This is a genomic window from Streptomyces cyanogenus (assembly GCF_017526105.1).
Lineage (GTDB): Bacteria > Actinomycetota > Actinomycetes > Streptomycetales > Streptomycetaceae > Streptomyces > Streptomyces cyanogenus.
On the sequence record NZ_CP071839.1, the window covers coordinates 5,607,441 to 5,621,502 of the forward strand.

The 14,062-nt window shown below is 72.7% G+C and carries 13 protein-coding genes; 12 read left to right on the forward strand and 1 reads right to left on the reverse strand.

Annotated elements, in window-relative coordinates; genetic code table 11:
• Window positions 1–3: 3 nt before the first annotated feature.
• From S1361_RS25360 to S1361_RS25375, 4 genes are read left to right on the forward strand one after another with little or no spacing between them, the layout of a single operon-like run.
• Window positions 4–927, forward strand: coding sequence for an ABC transporter permease (locus S1361_RS25360; protein ID WP_208034069.1), 924 nt, complete (start codon window positions 4–6; stop codon window positions 925–927).
• The gene (locus tag S1361_RS25365) at window positions 920–1,900 is read left to right on the forward strand and encodes an ABC transporter permease (RefSeq protein WP_208034070.1); all 981 of its coding nucleotides are present in this window, start codon (window positions 920–922) and stop codon (window positions 1,898–1,900) included. The genes S1361_RS25360 and S1361_RS25365 overlap by 8 nt, the downstream gene beginning before the upstream one ends.
• Window positions 1,901–1,907: 7 nt before the next feature.
• Window positions 1,908–2,882 (forward strand): ABC transporter ATP-binding protein, encoded by a 975-nt coding sequence (locus S1361_RS25370; protein WP_208034071.1) that lies wholly within the window; start codon window positions 1,908–1,910, stop codon window positions 2,880–2,882.
• Window positions 2,875–3,933 (forward strand): ABC transporter ATP-binding protein, encoded by a 1,059-nt coding sequence (locus S1361_RS25375; protein ID WP_208034072.1) that lies wholly within the window; start codon window positions 2,875–2,877, stop codon window positions 3,931–3,933. The genes S1361_RS25370 and S1361_RS25375 overlap by 8 nt, the downstream gene beginning before the upstream one ends.
• Window positions 3,934–4,043: 110 nt before the next feature.
• On the opposite strand, the gene S1361_RS25380 is transcribed toward S1361_RS25375, so the two are convergent.
• Window positions 4,044–6,176, reverse strand: coding sequence for a S9 family peptidase (locus S1361_RS25380; RefSeq protein ID WP_208034073.1), 2,133 nt, complete (start codon window positions 6,174–6,176; stop codon window positions 4,044–4,046).
• Between the two features lie 171 nt (window positions 6,177–6,347).
• Here S1361_RS25380 and S1361_RS25385 point away from each other — a divergent pair, with 171 nt between their 5' ends.
• The 8 genes from S1361_RS25385 (at window position 6,348) to S1361_RS25420 (ending at window position 14,061) form a co-directional block, all read left to right on the forward strand.
• Window positions 6,348–6,542: a hypothetical protein gene (locus tag S1361_RS25385; RefSeq protein WP_030649813.1), complete on the forward strand. Its 195-nt coding sequence runs from the start codon at window positions 6,348–6,350 to the stop codon at window positions 6,540–6,542.
• Window positions 6,543–6,590: 48 nt separating this feature from the next.
• The gene (mshB, locus tag S1361_RS25390) at window positions 6,591–7,451 is read left to right on the forward strand and encodes an N-acetyl-1-D-myo-inositol-2-amino-2-deoxy-alpha-D-glucopyranoside deacetylase (RefSeq protein WP_208034074.1); all 861 of its coding nucleotides are present in this window, start codon (window positions 6,591–6,593) and stop codon (window positions 7,449–7,451) included.
• Window positions 7,448–7,864: a DUF6113 family protein gene (locus S1361_RS25395; protein WP_208034075.1), complete on the forward strand. Its 417-nt coding sequence runs from the start codon at window positions 7,448–7,450 to the stop codon at window positions 7,862–7,864. Before mshB ends, S1361_RS25395 begins: the two co-directional genes overlap by 4 nt.
• A 157-nt stretch (window positions 7,865–8,021) precedes the next feature.
• A complete protein-coding gene (locus tag S1361_RS25400) occupies window positions 8,022–10,421 on the forward strand; it encodes a hypothetical protein (RefSeq protein ID WP_208034076.1) in 2,400 nt (799 codons plus the stop codon).
• 178 nt (window positions 10,422–10,599) lie between these two features.
• The gene (locus S1361_RS25405) at window positions 10,600–11,526 is read left to right on the forward strand and encodes an ABC transporter ATP-binding protein (RefSeq protein WP_208034077.1); all 927 of its coding nucleotides are present in this window, start codon (window positions 10,600–10,602) and stop codon (window positions 11,524–11,526) included.
• Window positions 11,523–12,263, forward strand: coding sequence for an ABC transporter permease (locus S1361_RS25410; RefSeq protein WP_208034078.1), 741 nt, complete (start codon window positions 11,523–11,525; stop codon window positions 12,261–12,263). The genes S1361_RS25405 and S1361_RS25410 overlap by 4 nt, the downstream gene beginning before the upstream one ends.
• 5 nt (window positions 12,264–12,268) lie before the next feature.
• Complete coding sequence (locus tag S1361_RS25415) at window positions 12,269–13,450, forward strand: sensor histidine kinase (RefSeq protein ID WP_208036766.1); 1,182 nt, start codon at window positions 12,269–12,271, stop codon at window positions 13,448–13,450.
• Window positions 13,447–14,061, forward strand: a complete 615-nt coding sequence (locus S1361_RS25420; RefSeq protein WP_208034079.1) for a response regulator transcription factor — start codon at window positions 13,447–13,449, stop codon at window positions 14,059–14,061. Before S1361_RS25415 ends, S1361_RS25420 begins: the two co-directional genes overlap by 4 nt.
• The last annotated feature ends 1 nt before the right edge of the window (window position 14,062 follow it).

Consider the following 14,062-nt stretch of genomic DNA (forward strand, 5'->3'; position numbering starts at 1 on the left):
GCCATGGGACGCTATGTCGTCCGGCGACTGCTGCAGATGGTCCCGGTGTTCTTCGGGTCCACCCTGCTGATCTTCCTCATGGTGAACGTGATGGGCGACCCCGTCGCGGGCCTGTGCGGCGAGCGGCAGTGCGACCCGGCGACCGCCGACCAGCTGAGGCGGGAGTTCGGCTTGGACAAGCCGCTCTGGCAGCAGTACGCCACCTACATGGGGAACGTCTTCACCGGCGACTTCGGTACGGCGTTCAACGGCCAGCAGGTCACCGAGCTGATGGCCACGGCGTTCCCCGTCACCATCCGGCTCACGGCCGTGGCCGTCCTGTTCGAGGTCGTCGTCGGCATCACGCTCGGCGTGCTGACCGGCCTCAGGCGCGGGCGGCCCGTCGACACCACCGTGCTGCTGCTGACCCTGGTGGTGATCTCCGTGCCCACCTTCGTCACCGGCCTGCTGCTCCAGCTGCTGCTCGGGGTGAAATGGGGCTGGGTCCGGCCGTCCGTCCCCCCGGACGCCGGGTTCGGCGAGCTGATCGTGCCGGGCCTGGTCCTGGCCTCCGTCTCCCTCGCCTACGTCACCCGGCTCACCCGCACCTCCCTCGCCGAGAACAAGCGGTCCGACTACGTCCGCACGGCCGTCGCCAAGGGCCTGCCCCGGCGCCGGGTCGTCACCCGGCACCTGCTGCGCAACTCCCTCATCCCGGTGGTCACCTTCATCGGGACCGACATCGGCGCGCTGATGGGCGGGGCGATCGTCACCGAGCGGATCTTCAACATCCACGGCGTCGGCTACCAGCTCTACCAGGGCATCCTGCGCCAGAACACCCAGACCGTCGTCGGCTTCGTGACCGTCCTCGTCCTGGTCTTCCTGGTCGCCAACCTCGTCGTCGACCTCCTGTACGCCGTACTCGACCCGAGGATCCGCTATGCCTGAACAGCCGTACGAGCCCGAGCGCGCGATCGCCGGCACCGGCATGGGCGGCGCGATGGACCTCGGCGCGAGCGAGGCGGTCACGCTGGAGCCGGCGCCGCCGGGAGCGGGCGGCACCGGGCCCGTGGGCAGACCGCGCTCGCTGTGGTCCGACGCCTGGCGCGACCTGCGCCGCAATCCCGTCTTCCTGGTCTCCGCGCTGGTCATCCTCTTCCTGATCGTCATCTCCCTGTGGCCCTCGGCGATCGCCTCCGGCAGCCCCCTGACCTGCGACCTGGCCAAGGCCAGGGAGGGGGCTCAGCCGGGGCACCCCTTCGGCTACGACGGACAGGGCTGCGACGTCTACACGCGGACCGTCTACGGCGCCCGGGCGTCCGTCACGGTCGGGGTGCTGGCGACCCTCGGGGTGGCGGTGCTCGGCTCGGTGCTGGGCGGTCTCGCGGGCTACTTCGGCGGGCTGGGGGACTCGGTCCTGTCCCGGCTCACGGACATCTTCTTCGCCATCCCGGTCCTCCTCGGCGGTCTCGTCCTCCTCTCCGTGGTGACCTCCAATACGGTCTGGCCGGTCATCGGGTTCATGGTGCTGCTCGGCTGGCCGCAGATCTCCCGGATCGCGCGCGGTGCGGTGATCACCGCCAAGCAGCACGACTACGTCCAGGCCGCCCGCGCCCTCGGCGCCTCCGACACCCGCATCCTGCTGCGGCACATCGCCCCCAACGCCGTGGCGCCCGTGATCGTCGTCGCGACCATCGCGCTCGGCACCTACATCGCCCTGGAGGCGACCCTGTCCTACCTCGGTGTCGGGCTCAAACCGCCCAGCGTCTCCTGGGGCATCGACATCTCCGCCGCCTCCCCCTACATCCGCAACGCCCCGCACGCCCTGCTCTGGCCCTCGGGCGCCCTCGCGGTCACGGTCCTGGCGTTCATCATGCTCGGCGACGCGGTCCGCGACGCCCTCGATCCGAAGCTGAGGTGAGGGTGGCATGTTGCTCGAAGTGCGGGACCTCTGGGTGGAGTTCCGGACCCGGGACGGGGTGGCGCATGCCGTCAACGGGGTGAGCTACGAGGTGGACGCGGGGGAGACCCTCGCCGTGCTCGGGGAGTCCGGCTCCGGGAAGTCCGTCACCGCGCAGGCGGTCATGGGCATCCTCGACACGCCCCCGGCCGGGATCACCCGCGGTGAGATCCTCTTCGACGGCCGGGACCTGCTGACGCTCAAGGAGGAGGAGCGGCGCAGGATCCGGGGCGCCGGCATGGCGATGATCTTCCAGGACGCGCTGTCCGCCCTCAACCCCGTCATGACCGTGGGCGACCAGCTGGGGGAGATGTTCGTCGTCCACCGGGGGATGTCGAGGAAGGACGCGCGGGCCAGGGCCGTGGAGCTGATGGAGCGGGTGCGGATCCCGGGCGCCGCGCAGCGGGTGCGGGACTATCCCCACCAGTTCTCCGGCGGGATGCGCCAGCGCATCATGATCGCCATGGCGCTGGCCCTGGAGCCGGCGCTGATCATCGCCGACGAGCCCACCACCGCCCTCGACGTCACGGTCCAGGCCCAGGTGATGGACCTCCTCGCGGAGCTGCGGCGCGAGTACCGCATGGGGCTCGTCCTCATCACCCACGACCTCGGTGTGGTCGCGGACGTCGCCGACCGGATTGCCGTGATGTACGCCGGGAGGATCGTCGAGTCCGCGCCCGTCCACGACATCTACAAGGCGCCCGCCCACCCCTACACCCGGGGCCTGCTCGACTCCATCCCGCGCCTGGACCAGAAGGGGCAGCAGCTGTACGCCATCAAGGGCCTGCCACCGAACCTCACGCACATCCCGCCCGGCTGCGCCTTCCACCCGCGCTGCCCGATGGCCCGGGACGTGTGCCGCACCGACGAGCCGCCGCTCCACCCGGTGCCCGGCGGCCGGGGCAGCGCCTGCCACTTCTGGAGGGAGTGCCTGGATGGCTGAGCCGATCCTCGAAGCGAGCGGCCTCGTCAAGCACTACCCCCTGACCCGGGGCATCCTCTTCAGGAAGCAGATCGGCGCGGTGAAGGCCGTCGACGGCGTCGACTTCACCCTCGGGAAGGGCGAAACCCTCGGCATCGTCGGCGAGTCGGGCTGCGGCAAGTCGACGGTCGCGAAGCTGCTGTGCAGTCTGGAGCGCCCGACCGCCGGCACCATCAGGTTCAAGGGCGAGGACATCACCCGGCTCTCCGGCAAGGCCCTCAAGGCCGTACGCCGGAACATCCAGATGGTGTTCCAGGACCCCTACACCTCGCTCAACCCCCGGATGACGGTGGGCGACATCATCGGGGAGCCCTATGACATCCACCCCGAGGTGGCCCCCAGGGGCGACCGCCGCCGCCGGGTGCAGGAGCTGCTGGACGTGGTGGGCCTCGACCCGGAGTACATCAACCGCTATCCGCACCAGTTCTCCGGCGGCCAGCGCCAGCGCATCGGCATCGCGCGGGGACTGGCCCTGCGGCCCGAGATCATCGTCGCCGACGAACCGGTGTCCGCGCTGGACGTCTCGGTCCAGGCCCAGGTGATCAACCTGCTGGACCGGCTCCAGGCGGAGTTCGACCTGTCGTACGTCTTCATCGCGCACGACCTGTCCATCGTCCGGCACATCTCGGACCGCGTCGCGGTGATGTACCTGGGCCGGATCGTGGAGACCGGCCGTGACAGCGAGATCTACGACCACCCGACCCACCCCTACACCCAGGCCCTGCTCTCCGCCGTCCCCGTACCCGACCCCGAGGCCCGCGAGCACCGTGAGCGGATCATCCTGAGCGGCGACGTGCCCTCGCCGACGGCCATCCCCTCCGGCTGCCGCTTCCGCACCCGCTGCTGGAAGGCGCAGGAACGCTGCGCCCGGGAGGTCCCGGCGCTCGCCGTCCCGGCCGCCTTCCGTGCCGAGTCCGGCCCGGCGGCCCATGCCTCGGCGTGCCACTTCGCGGAGGACAGGCAGGTCGTACCACCGGAGGAACCGCAGCTCAACGGCAACGGGCCGGGATGACATGGCGCATCCCGGCCCGTTCACGGCACCCGCACGGCCGTACGCTGATCAGCCTCCCGTGTCCGTATATCGGTGCCGCTTCGGCGAAGTTGCCTGCGTGTTAACGCAGTTCACCCCTGCCCGGCCGGCCGGGGGAGAGAGCGCCGGAGGAAGTCCAGCTGCAGGAGCAGCAGGTTCTCGGCGACCGTCTCCTGCGGGGTCATGTGGGTCACCCCGGACAGCGGCAGCACCTCGTGCGGGCGGCCGGCGGCCAGCAGTGCGGAGGAGAGGCGCAGGGAGTGGGCGACGACCACGTTGTCGTCCGCCAGTCCGTGGACGACCATCATCGGGCGGTGCGGCTCGGCCGGGTCGACCAGGCCCGCGTCGTCGATCACCGAGTTGCGCCGGTAGACCTCCGGCTGCTCGTTCGGGTCGCCGAGGTAGCGCTCCTCGTAGTGGGTGTCGTACAGCCGCAGGTCGGTGACCGGCGCGCCGACCACCGCCGCGTGGAAGACGTCCGGGCGGCGCAGCACCGCCAGCGCCGCCAGGTAGCCGCCGAAGGACCAGCCGCGGACCGCCACCCGGGCCAGGTCCAGGGGGTACCGCTCGGCGAGCGCGTGCAGTGCGTCGACCTGGTCCTGGAGGACGACGGCCGCCACGTCGTCCCGGATGGCCTTCTCCCAGGCCGGCGAGCGGCCCGGGGTGCCCCGGCCGTCGGCGACGATCACCGCGAAGCCCTGGTCGGCGAACCACTGCGAGGTGAGGTGGGCGTTGTGCGCGGCGACCACCCGCTGGCCGTGCGGACCGCCGTAGGGGTCCATGAGGACCGGCAGGGGAGTGTCACCGTGGTAGTCCCGTGGCATAAGCACGGCGCACGGAATTCGGCGTGCGCCCCCCTCGGTGAGGGTCACCCGTGGGGACAAACCGGGATCTTCGGCGTACGACCGGACAGTCGCCGTCGGTTTTCCGTCACACAGCACGCGGGCCCGGGTGCCCGGCCGGTCCAGCGCGGCGGACACCAGGACGGTCACGCCCCCGGAACGCACCGCCGAGTGCACGCCCGGCTCCTGCGACAGGCGTTCCACGCCCAGCTCGTTCACCCGGTACACATGGACTTCGCCAATTTCCGGTGTCTCGGCCTCCGGACCGGAAGAGGCGGAAACCAGTACGTCGTCCGCACCTACGTCCAGGACCGCCCGGATGTGCAACTGACCGCTGGTCAAGGGCCGTTCGCCGACCGTCAGTACCCGTGCGCCGCCCTCGTCCGCGATCCGGACAAGCTGCCCGGAAGGGCTCCAGCAGGGCACGCCGGCGAAAAGTTCCAGCCAAATCGGATCTTCGTCGGCGTGCACCATCCGGGTGGCCCCGGAATCCGGGTCCACGGCCAGGAACAGCTGGCTGCGCTGGTCCCGCGCCTGCACCAGCAACAGCGGCGCACCCGCCTCTGACCAGTGCACACGCGCCAGATACGGATAACGCGAGCGGTCCCAGGCCACCTCCGTGCGCGTCCCGTCCAGCCCGTACACGAACAGCCGTACGTCCGCGTTCGGGGTGCCCGCTGCCGGGTACCGGATGTTGAGTGGGTCACGCTCCGGACGGGCCGGATCCGCGATCCACCACCGCCGTACCGGCGTGTCGTCCGCGCGCGCCACGAGCAGCCGGTCCGACCGCGGTGCCCACCAGAACCCCCGCGAGCGTGCCATCTCCTCGGCCGCGACGAACTCCGCGAGGCCGTAGGAGACGTCCGCCGACTCCGGCTCGGCCAGCGCCCGGTCGCCCTCCCCCTCGGCGCCCACCACCCGCAGCGCGCCCTGCGCGACGTACGCGACGTACCGTCCGTCGGGGGAGGGACGCGGGTCGATCACCGGCCCCGGGACCGGGAGTTCGCGTGCCGTACCGGCCCGCAGCTCCGCCGTGAAAAGCCGCCCTGACAAGGCGAAAGACGCCAACTCCAGGGCGCTGTCGGTGGCGTAGCCGACGATGCCGGCGCCGCCCTCGCGGCTGCGCTCCCGGCGCGCCCGCTCCTCGGCGGACAGTTCCTCGGAGGCGCCCTGGAGGAGCACGCGCGGGTCGGCCGCCAGGCGCTCGGTGCCCTCCGGAAGGTCCAGTACCCACAGGGAGTTGGCCCGGTCGGTGCCGGAGCCGGAACGCAGGAACGCGACACGCGAACCGTCGGGCGCCACGGTGAACGCACGCGGCGCGCCGAGCGTGAACCGCTGGGTCCGGGCGTGCCGACGGGGGAAGGAGTCAGCCTCGGTCGTCATACCCCGACCATATTGGCCATGCGCCCCCTTGTGCGGCCGTGCGCCGACGGATGCGCGAGTACGGATAGTTATGATCACTACCGCAGAGTGGGTATGAACCTGCTGGCGTCTGCATGGACTTGCTCAACTGATCCGAACCCGCGTCCCTGGGATCTTTGGAGGTGAGCCGCCGTGGCACTCTCGATTTCGGCGGTGGTGCTGCTGGCGATCATCGTCTTCCTGCTGATCAAGAAGTCAGGGCTGAAGGGCGGCCACGCCGTCGTCTGCATCCTGCTCGGCTTCTACCTCGCCTCCTCGACCGTCGCTCCCACGATCAGCGAGCTGACGACGAACGTCGCCAGCATGATCGGCAGCATCAAGTTCTGACGGCCGCCGTCCCGGGGGCCGGCGTGGGGACCTCGTAGGGTGGTTCCCATGACGGAACTGCCCTCCCGGCGTCTTCTCCTGGTGCACGCGCACCCGGACGACGAGTCGATCAACAACGGCGCGACCATGGCCAGGTACGCGGCCGAGGGTGCCCACGTGACCCTGGTCACCTGCACCCTGGGGGAGCGGGGCGAGGTCATCCCGCCGGAGCTGCGGCATCTGACGGGCCCGGCGCTGGGTGCGCACCGGCGCGGCGAGCTGGCCGCGGCCACGGCCGCGCTCGGCGTCCGGGACGTCCGGCTGCTCGGCGGCGCCGGGCGGTACGGCGACTCCGGGATGATGGGCCTGGCCGAGAACGCCGACCCCGGCTGCTTCTGGCAGGCCGACGTCGACGAGGCCGCCGGCCGGCTGGCCGAGGTGATCCTGGAGGTCCGCCCGCAGGTCCTCGTGACGTACGACGACCACGGCGGCTACGGGCACCCGGACCACATCCAGGCCCACCGCGTCGCCATGCGCGCGGTCGACCTCGCGGCCGAACGCGGCCACCGTGTCGCCAAGGTGTACTGGAACCGCGTCCCGCGCTCCGTCGCCGACGCCGCCTTCGCCCGCCTCCAGGACGAGCTGTCCGCACTGCCGTTCGACAAGAGCGCGACCGTGGACGACGTACCCGGCGTGGTGGACGACGAGCGGATCACCACCACGGTCGACGGCACCGCGTACGCCGCCGCCAAGGCCGCCGCGATGCGCGCCCACGCCACGCAGATCGAGGTCGCCGAGCCCTGCTTCGCGCTCTCCAACGCACTCGCCCAGCCGCTGTTCACCACCGAGTACTACGAGTTGGTGCGCGGGGCCGGACAGCCCGGCGAGACCGACCTGTTCGCCGGCCTCGACCTCGGGGAGGCGTCGTGAGCGACGGCGGAAACGGCTCCCTGCTCACCCAGCCGCTGCGCCCGCCCTCCGCCGGCCGGGCCGCCGCCCTCGTCGGTCTGTTCCTGCTCGGCGCGCTCGTCGGCATCGCCGGTGCCCTGGTGCAGGCCGGCTGGTTCCCCGGCGGGCTGCTGCTCGCCCTCGCCGGCGCCGCCGGGCTCTTCCTCGGCGGCGCCCGCGCCACGGCGAGCCGGGGTGGGGCGGTCGCGCCGGCGGCGGGCTGGATCGTCGCCGTCGTCCTGCTCACGACCGCGCGGCCCGAGGGCGACTTCCTGTTCGGCGCGGGCGGCGGTTCCTACCTCTTCCTGCTCGGCGGCATGGCCCTCGCTGTGATCTGCGCCACCGTCGGCACCGGGCGGCAACCTCGTGGCGGCTCCGCCCGACTTGGGAAGTGACGTCCCACTTCGCCGTCCGGCGCGCGTGCGCGTCCGGTGTGGGTTTCCTCGGCGGTCGCGGGATAACCGCCAGAAGTGGCCAGTATGGTGGTGCGCGCCGCCGAGCCGCCCGCAGTGAGGTCGTCACGGGCGGTGGAGCCAACTGGGAGAACCTGCCTTGAGTCGTGAAACTGACACTCCGTCCTCCGGGCCCAACGGGCGCGGCGGAGCCGCATACCCCTCCGGCACGCCGCCGTACGGGACCCCCATGGTTTCCGACGACGGTACGGACGCGGGCCGTTCGGGCACGCGGCCGGAGGAGAAGAAGACCGAGACCACGCTGACGACCCGGATCCGGATCAACATCCCCGGCTCCCGGCCCATCCCGCCGGTCGTCGTGCGCACGCCCGTCGGGGACGGCGGGGGTTCCGGGGAGGACGCGCCCGCCGCCGAGCCGCGGCCCGCGGCCGACCGGACGCCCGCCGGTGCCGCCGCCGACGCCCCGGCCGAGCCCGCGGCCCAGGCGGAGGAGAAGGCCAGCGACTGGTTCGCGCCCCGCAAGTCCTCGGCCCCCAAGGCCGGTCCGGGCGGCGGTGGCACGAACGGCGCCGGGATCCCCGGCGGTTCCGCCGCCCCCGCCGGCCCGTCGGGCGGCCGTACGGGTGGCCCGGCGGCGTCCGGCCCGGCCGGTACCACCGGCGCACGCCCCAGCGGCGGCCGTCCCGGCGGTGTGGTCGGCTCCATGAGCGTGCCGGGCGGCTCCCGCTCCGGCGGTACGAACGGCAAGGGCCTGCCCGGCGCCACCGGCGGCCCCGTCGCCCCGGGCCACGGCGGCGGCACCGGCTCCTTCGACGTGACCGAGGCGCTGACCGCGGGCCCGCTGGGCGGCGGCTCCCGCCCCGGCTCCGCAGGCTCCGGCGAGTCCCGCCGGGACGACCTGCCGTACTTCTCGGACCGGGACGACGCCGGCCAGGACGGCCTCGGCGCCGGAGCGGCCGGCCAGGACGGCTACGGGGCCGGTACGGCGGGCCCCGGTGCCCAGGGCTTCGGCGGCGGTGCGGCCGGCGCCCGCGGGCAGGACGGCTACGGCGGTGCGGCGGGCGGTGCCCACGGGCACGGCGGCGCCAGCGGCTTCAACGGACCCGGCGGTTCCGGGGGTCCCGGCGGCCCGCAGGGCCCGGCCGGTCCCACGGGCGGCCCGGTCACCGGCGACGGCACCCTCGTCCCGCCGGCCGCGGGCGGCCTCGGCGTGGGGCCGGGCGAGCCCTTCGACGGTCCCTCCGGCACCGGTTACGGCCAGGGCACCCCGCCCGGCCGCAGCGCCCTCGCCGACATCGCCGACCTCGACGGCCCCGGCGGTCCGGCGGCCGGTCCCGCGGGCCGGGGCCCCGGTGGCGGGTTCGGCGACGACACCGCGATCCTCACGCCGCAGAAGCCGGCCCCGGAGCCGGGCACGCCCGGCTACCGCTCCCCGGCCGCCGACAACGTCTCCGGACACACGGTCACCAGCGGCATCCCGGTCGTCCCGCACGCGGGGAACGCCCCGTTCGGCCCCCACTCCGACGTCCCGGCGGCGGCCGCGGCGCCCAAGCCCCAGCAGCCGGCCGCGCCCAAGGCGGCGGGCAAGCCGAAGAAGAAGGGCCGCAGCAAGCTGATGCTGCTCGGCGTCGGCGTGTTCGTCGTCGCCGGCGGCGCCTACGGCGCCGGCCTGCTGATGAACCACACCGACGTGCCCAAGGGCACCACCGTGCTCGGTGTCGACATCGGCGGCGGCACCCGCGACGACGCCGTCAAGAAGCTGGACGACGCCTTCGGCAGCCGGGTGGACAAGCCGCTGAAGCTGTCCGTGGGCGGCAACACGGTCACCCTGACGCCGGAGAACGCGGGGCTGCAGTTCGACTACCAGGCCACCGTGAGCGAGGCCGCGAAGAGCGACTACAACCCGATGCACGTCGTCGGCTCCCTCTTCGGGCAGAAGCGTGTGGTCGAGCCGGTCATGCCGGTGGACGAGGAGAAGCTGCAGGCCGCCCTCCAGCAGGCCGGCGGCGGCTCCGGCTCGGTCACCGACGGCACCATCAAAATCGAGTCCGGCAAGGCCGTGGCCGTCTACGGCAAGGCGGGCAAGGCCATCGACGCCGGCCGCTCGGCCGACGCCGTCGAAAAGGCCTACCGCACGCTGGTGGAGAAGGGCGCCGTGCCCCCGGTCGCCGTGCCGACCACCACCAAGCAGCCGACGGTGCCGAACTCCGAGGTCGACCGGATGATGAAGGACTTCGCGCAGCCCGCGATGTCCGGCCTGGTCCGGGTGCAGACCGACGCGGCGCACAGCATCCGGTTCGGCCCGGTGTCGCTGCCGAAGATCCTCGGTTTCAAGGCCGTCGACGGCAAGCTCGTGGACACGTACGACCTCAAGGCGCTCAAGGAGGCGTACGGCAGCACCTTCGACGGGGTGCAGATCCAGACCGCGACCGGGAAGCGGGGCGTCCTGCCGCAGGACGTCGTCGCCGCTCTGCGAACGGCGCTGCGCGGCAGGACGGCCGCGGAGCGGGTCGGGGTCATCGACACCAACCCCAGCTAGTCACTCCGCAGGAGATGCCGTGACGGGCCCGTGGCCGTCCACGGGTCCGTCACGGCCGGTCACGCGGTTCCCCGCGCCCCGTCGGGCGCTTGTCATCCGTCCCGCATGACATCTGTCATCCGGCACTCGGGACCGGCGACACTGCCGGGGCCGGCGCCCTCCCGGCCACCATGGACGCATGACGACGACAGTGGCGCCCACCACCACCCCGGTGGTCGGGTTCGACCAGGTGACCAAGACGTACGGGAGCGTGCGGGCCGTCGACGGCCTCTCGCTCCGGCTGTACCCGGGCGAGACCGTCGCCCTCCTCGGCCCGAACGGGGCCGGCAAGTCCACCACCCTGGACCTGCTCCTCGGGCTCAAGCACGCCGACAGCGGCACGGTGAGCCTGTTCGGCACCGGCCCGCGCGAGGCGATCGTCGCCGGCCGGGTCGGCGCCATGCTGCAGAGCGGCGGCCTGATGGACGGGGTCACCGTCACCGAACTCGTCAGGCTGGCCTGCTCGCTGCACCCGCGGCCGTACCCGGTGTCCGAGGTGCTGGCCCGCGCGGGCGTCACCCAGATCGCCGACCGCAAGGTCGACAAGCTCTCCGGCGGCCAGGCCCAGCGGGTCCGGTTCGCCCTCGCCACCGCCGGCGACAGCGACCTGATCATCCTCGACGAGCCGACCACCGGCATGGACGTCTCCGCCCGCCAGGCCTTCTGGGCCACCATGCGGGAACAGGCCGACCAGGGCCGTACGGTCCTCTTCGCCACCCACTACCTGGAAGAGGCCGACGCCATCGCCGACCGGGTGCTCGTGCTGCACCGGGGGCGGCTGCTCGCCGACGGCACCGCGGCCGAGATCAAGGCCAGGGCGGGCGCGCGGCGGATCTCCTTCGACCTGGAGGGCGGGATCGACGACAGCGCCCTGCGGGGCCTGCCCTTCCTCACATCCCTCGACGTGTCGGGCCAGACGGTCCGCATCCAGTCGTCCGACGCCGACGCGACCGTGCACGCCCTGTACGGCCTCGGCGTCTACCCCCGCAATCTCGAAGTCGCCGGGCTCGGTCTGGAGCAGGCCTTCGTCGCCATCACGGAGGCCGAGGAGGCCAGGCAGTCGTGAACGCCCTGATCAAGCTCGAACTGGCCCGCGCCCTTCGGAACCGGAAATTCCTGTTCTTCTCGGTCCTCTATCCCTCGATCATCTACCTGATCTTCTCCAGCAGCGCCGGCTCGGCCGGGAAGGTCGACGGCAGCGATCTCACCGTCGCCACCTACCTGATGGTCTCCATGGCCTCCTTCGGCGCCCTGACCGCCGTCCTGATGGGCAACAGCGAGCGCATCGCCAAGGAACGCGAGAGCGGCTGGGTGCGGCAGCTGCGGCTGACCCCGCTGCCCGGACGCGGCTACGTCCTCGCCAAGACCGCGAGCGCCGCGGTGGTGAGCCTGCCGGCCATCGTCGTCGTCTTCGCCGTCGCCGCCGGGGTCAAACACGTACGCCTGGACGCCTGGCAGTGGCTCGCGCTCACCGGGGTCATCTGGGCCGGCAGCCTCGTCTTCGCCGCGCTCGGCGTCGCCCTCGGCTACCTCGCCTCCGGCGACGCGGTCCGCCCGATCACGATGATCGTCTACTTCGGTCTGTCGATCCTCGGCGGCCTGTGGATGCCGTCCACCACGTTCCCGCAGTTCCTGCAGGACATCGCCGAGTGGCTGCCCACGCACGCGTACGCTGCCCTGGGACGGGCTGTCGAGCAGAGCCAGGCCCCGCACGCTGCGGACATCGCCGTCCTCGCCGTCTACTTCGTCCTCTTCTCGGGCGGTGCGGCCTGGCTGTACCGGAAGGACACGCTGAAGGCGTGAGCACCATGACGGAGGACCGGGCCGGAATGCCGAAGCAGACCCCCCTGGGCTGGCCACCCCGCACCCGGCGCGAACTGCTGGTCAAGACGTTGTGGATCGGGATCTGGCTGATCTTCCTCAGCTCGCCGGTCGAGGACCTGGTCAACGGCGGACACGGCACCGGCGCGACCGTGGCCGGTTCGCTCGGCCTCGCCGTCTTCGTCGGGGCCTACCTGACGCTGGTCTTCCGCAACATGGGCCGGCCGTTCTCCCCGCGCGTCGTGTTCACGCTCGGCGGGATCCTCGGCGTCCTCGCCCCCGTACTCGCCTACACGCTCGGCAGCGCCTGGCTGGGCCTGTTCGTCTACCTGTCGGTCGCCTGGGGAGCCACCCTGCCGCTGCGGGCGGCCTACTGGGCCATCCCGGCCTCCGCCCTGGTGATGTACCTCGTCGGCCTGCACTCGGGCGAGAAGGAGGCCCGCGGCCTGCTGTTCCTGGTGGCGCTGATCGGGTTCGCGATGACCGGGGTCGGCCAACTCGTCCGCACCACGATCGAGTTGCGCAAGGCACGGGCCACCGTGGCCCAGCTCGCCGCCAACGAGGAGCGCCTGCGCCTCGCCCGCGACCTGCACGACCTGCTCGGCCACTCGCTGTCGCTGATCACGCTGAAGAGCGAGCTGGCCGGCCGGATGCTGCCCGACCACCCCGACAAGGCGGCCCAGCAGGTCGCCGACATCGAACAGGTCAGCCGGCAGGCCCTGGTGGACGTCCGGGAGGCCGTCACCGGCTACCGGCGGCCGCGGCTCGCCGCCGAACTCGCCGGCGTGCAGGTCGCCCTGACCGCCGCCGGGGTCGTCGCCGAGGTGCCGGCCGAACCCGACCTCGCCGACGTCCCCGAGGAGGCCGAGTCCGCGCTCGCCTGGGCACTGCGCGAGGCGGTCACCAACGTGGTCCGGCACAGCGGCGCCGAGCGCTGCGCCGTCCGGCTGCTGCGCCGGCAGACCCTGGACGGGCCGGTGCTCGAACTCTGCGTCGAGGACGACGGATCCGGCGGCTCCGGGACGGGCCCCGGCAACGGTCTGACCGGGCTGACCGAGCGGCTGGAGAAGGCCGGCGGCACCCTGGAGGCGGGCCGCGCCAGGCACGGGTTCCGGCTGGTCGCCCGCGTCCCCACGGCCCCCGCGGCCCACGTAGGATCCGGGGCATGACGAGCACGATCAAGGTCCTCCTCGCCGAGGACCAGTCGATGGTCCGCGAGGCGCTGGCCGCGCTGCTCGGGCTGGAGGACGACATCGAGGTCGTCGCCCAGGTCGCGCGCGGCGACGAGGTGCTCGCGGCCGTCGGCGCGCACGGCGTGGACGTCGCGCTGCTCGACATCGAGATGCCCGGCTGCACCGGCATCGAGGCCGCGGCCCGGGTGCACCGCGAGTTCCCGCGGGTCAAGCTGGTCGTCCTCACCACCTTCGGGCGGCCCGGCTATCTGCGCAGCGCCATGGAGGCGGGCGCCGACGCCTTCCTCGTCAAGGACGCCCCGGCCGCCCAGCTCGCCGAGGCGATCCGCAAGGTGCTGGCCGGTGAGCGGGTCATCGACCCCACGCTGGCCGCCGCCGCGCTCGCCGAGGGCGCGAACCCGCTCACCGAGCGCGAACGCGAGGTGCTCCGCGCGGCGGCCGACGGCTCCACCAACGCCGAACTGGCCCAGGCCCTCCACCTCTCCCAGGGCACGGTCCGCAACTACCTCTCCACCGCCATCCAGAAACTGGCGGCACGCAACCGGGCGGAGGCGGTCCGGATCGCCCGCGACAAGGGATGGCTCTGAG

Excerpts from the sequence above, each read along its gene's own strand:
- S1361_RS25375 (WP_208034072.1), top strand. The coding sequence starts at position 2,875 with ATGGCTGAGCCGATCCTCGAAGCGAGCGGCCTCGTCAAGCACTACCCC.
- mshB (WP_208034074.1), top strand. The coding sequence starts at position 6,591 with ATGACGGAACTGCCCTCCCGGCGTCTTCTCCTGGTGCACGCGCACCCG.
- S1361_RS25370 (WP_208034071.1), top strand. The coding sequence starts at position 1,908 with ATGTTGCTCGAAGTGCGGGACCTCTGGGTGGAGTTCCGGACCCGGGAC.
- S1361_RS25405 (WP_208034077.1), top strand. The coding sequence starts at position 10,600 with ATGACGACGACAGTGGCGCCCACCACCACCCCGGTGGTCGGGTTCGAC.
- S1361_RS25360 (WP_208034069.1), top strand. The coding sequence starts at position 4 with ATGGGACGCTATGTCGTCCGGCGACTGCTGCAGATGGTCCCGGTGTTC.
- S1361_RS25380 (WP_208034073.1), bottom strand. The coding sequence starts at position 6,176 with ATGACGACCGAGGCTGACTCCTTCCCCCGTCGGCACGCCCGGACCCAG.
- S1361_RS25365 (WP_208034070.1), top strand. The coding sequence starts at position 920 with ATGCCTGAACAGCCGTACGAGCCCGAGCGCGCGATCGCCGGCACCGGC.
- S1361_RS25415 (WP_208036766.1), top strand. The coding sequence starts at position 12,269 with ATGACGGAGGACCGGGCCGGAATGCCGAAGCAGACCCCCCTGGGCTGG.
- S1361_RS25420 (WP_208034079.1), top strand. The coding sequence starts at position 13,447 with ATGACGAGCACGATCAAGGTCCTCCTCGCCGAGGACCAGTCGATGGTC.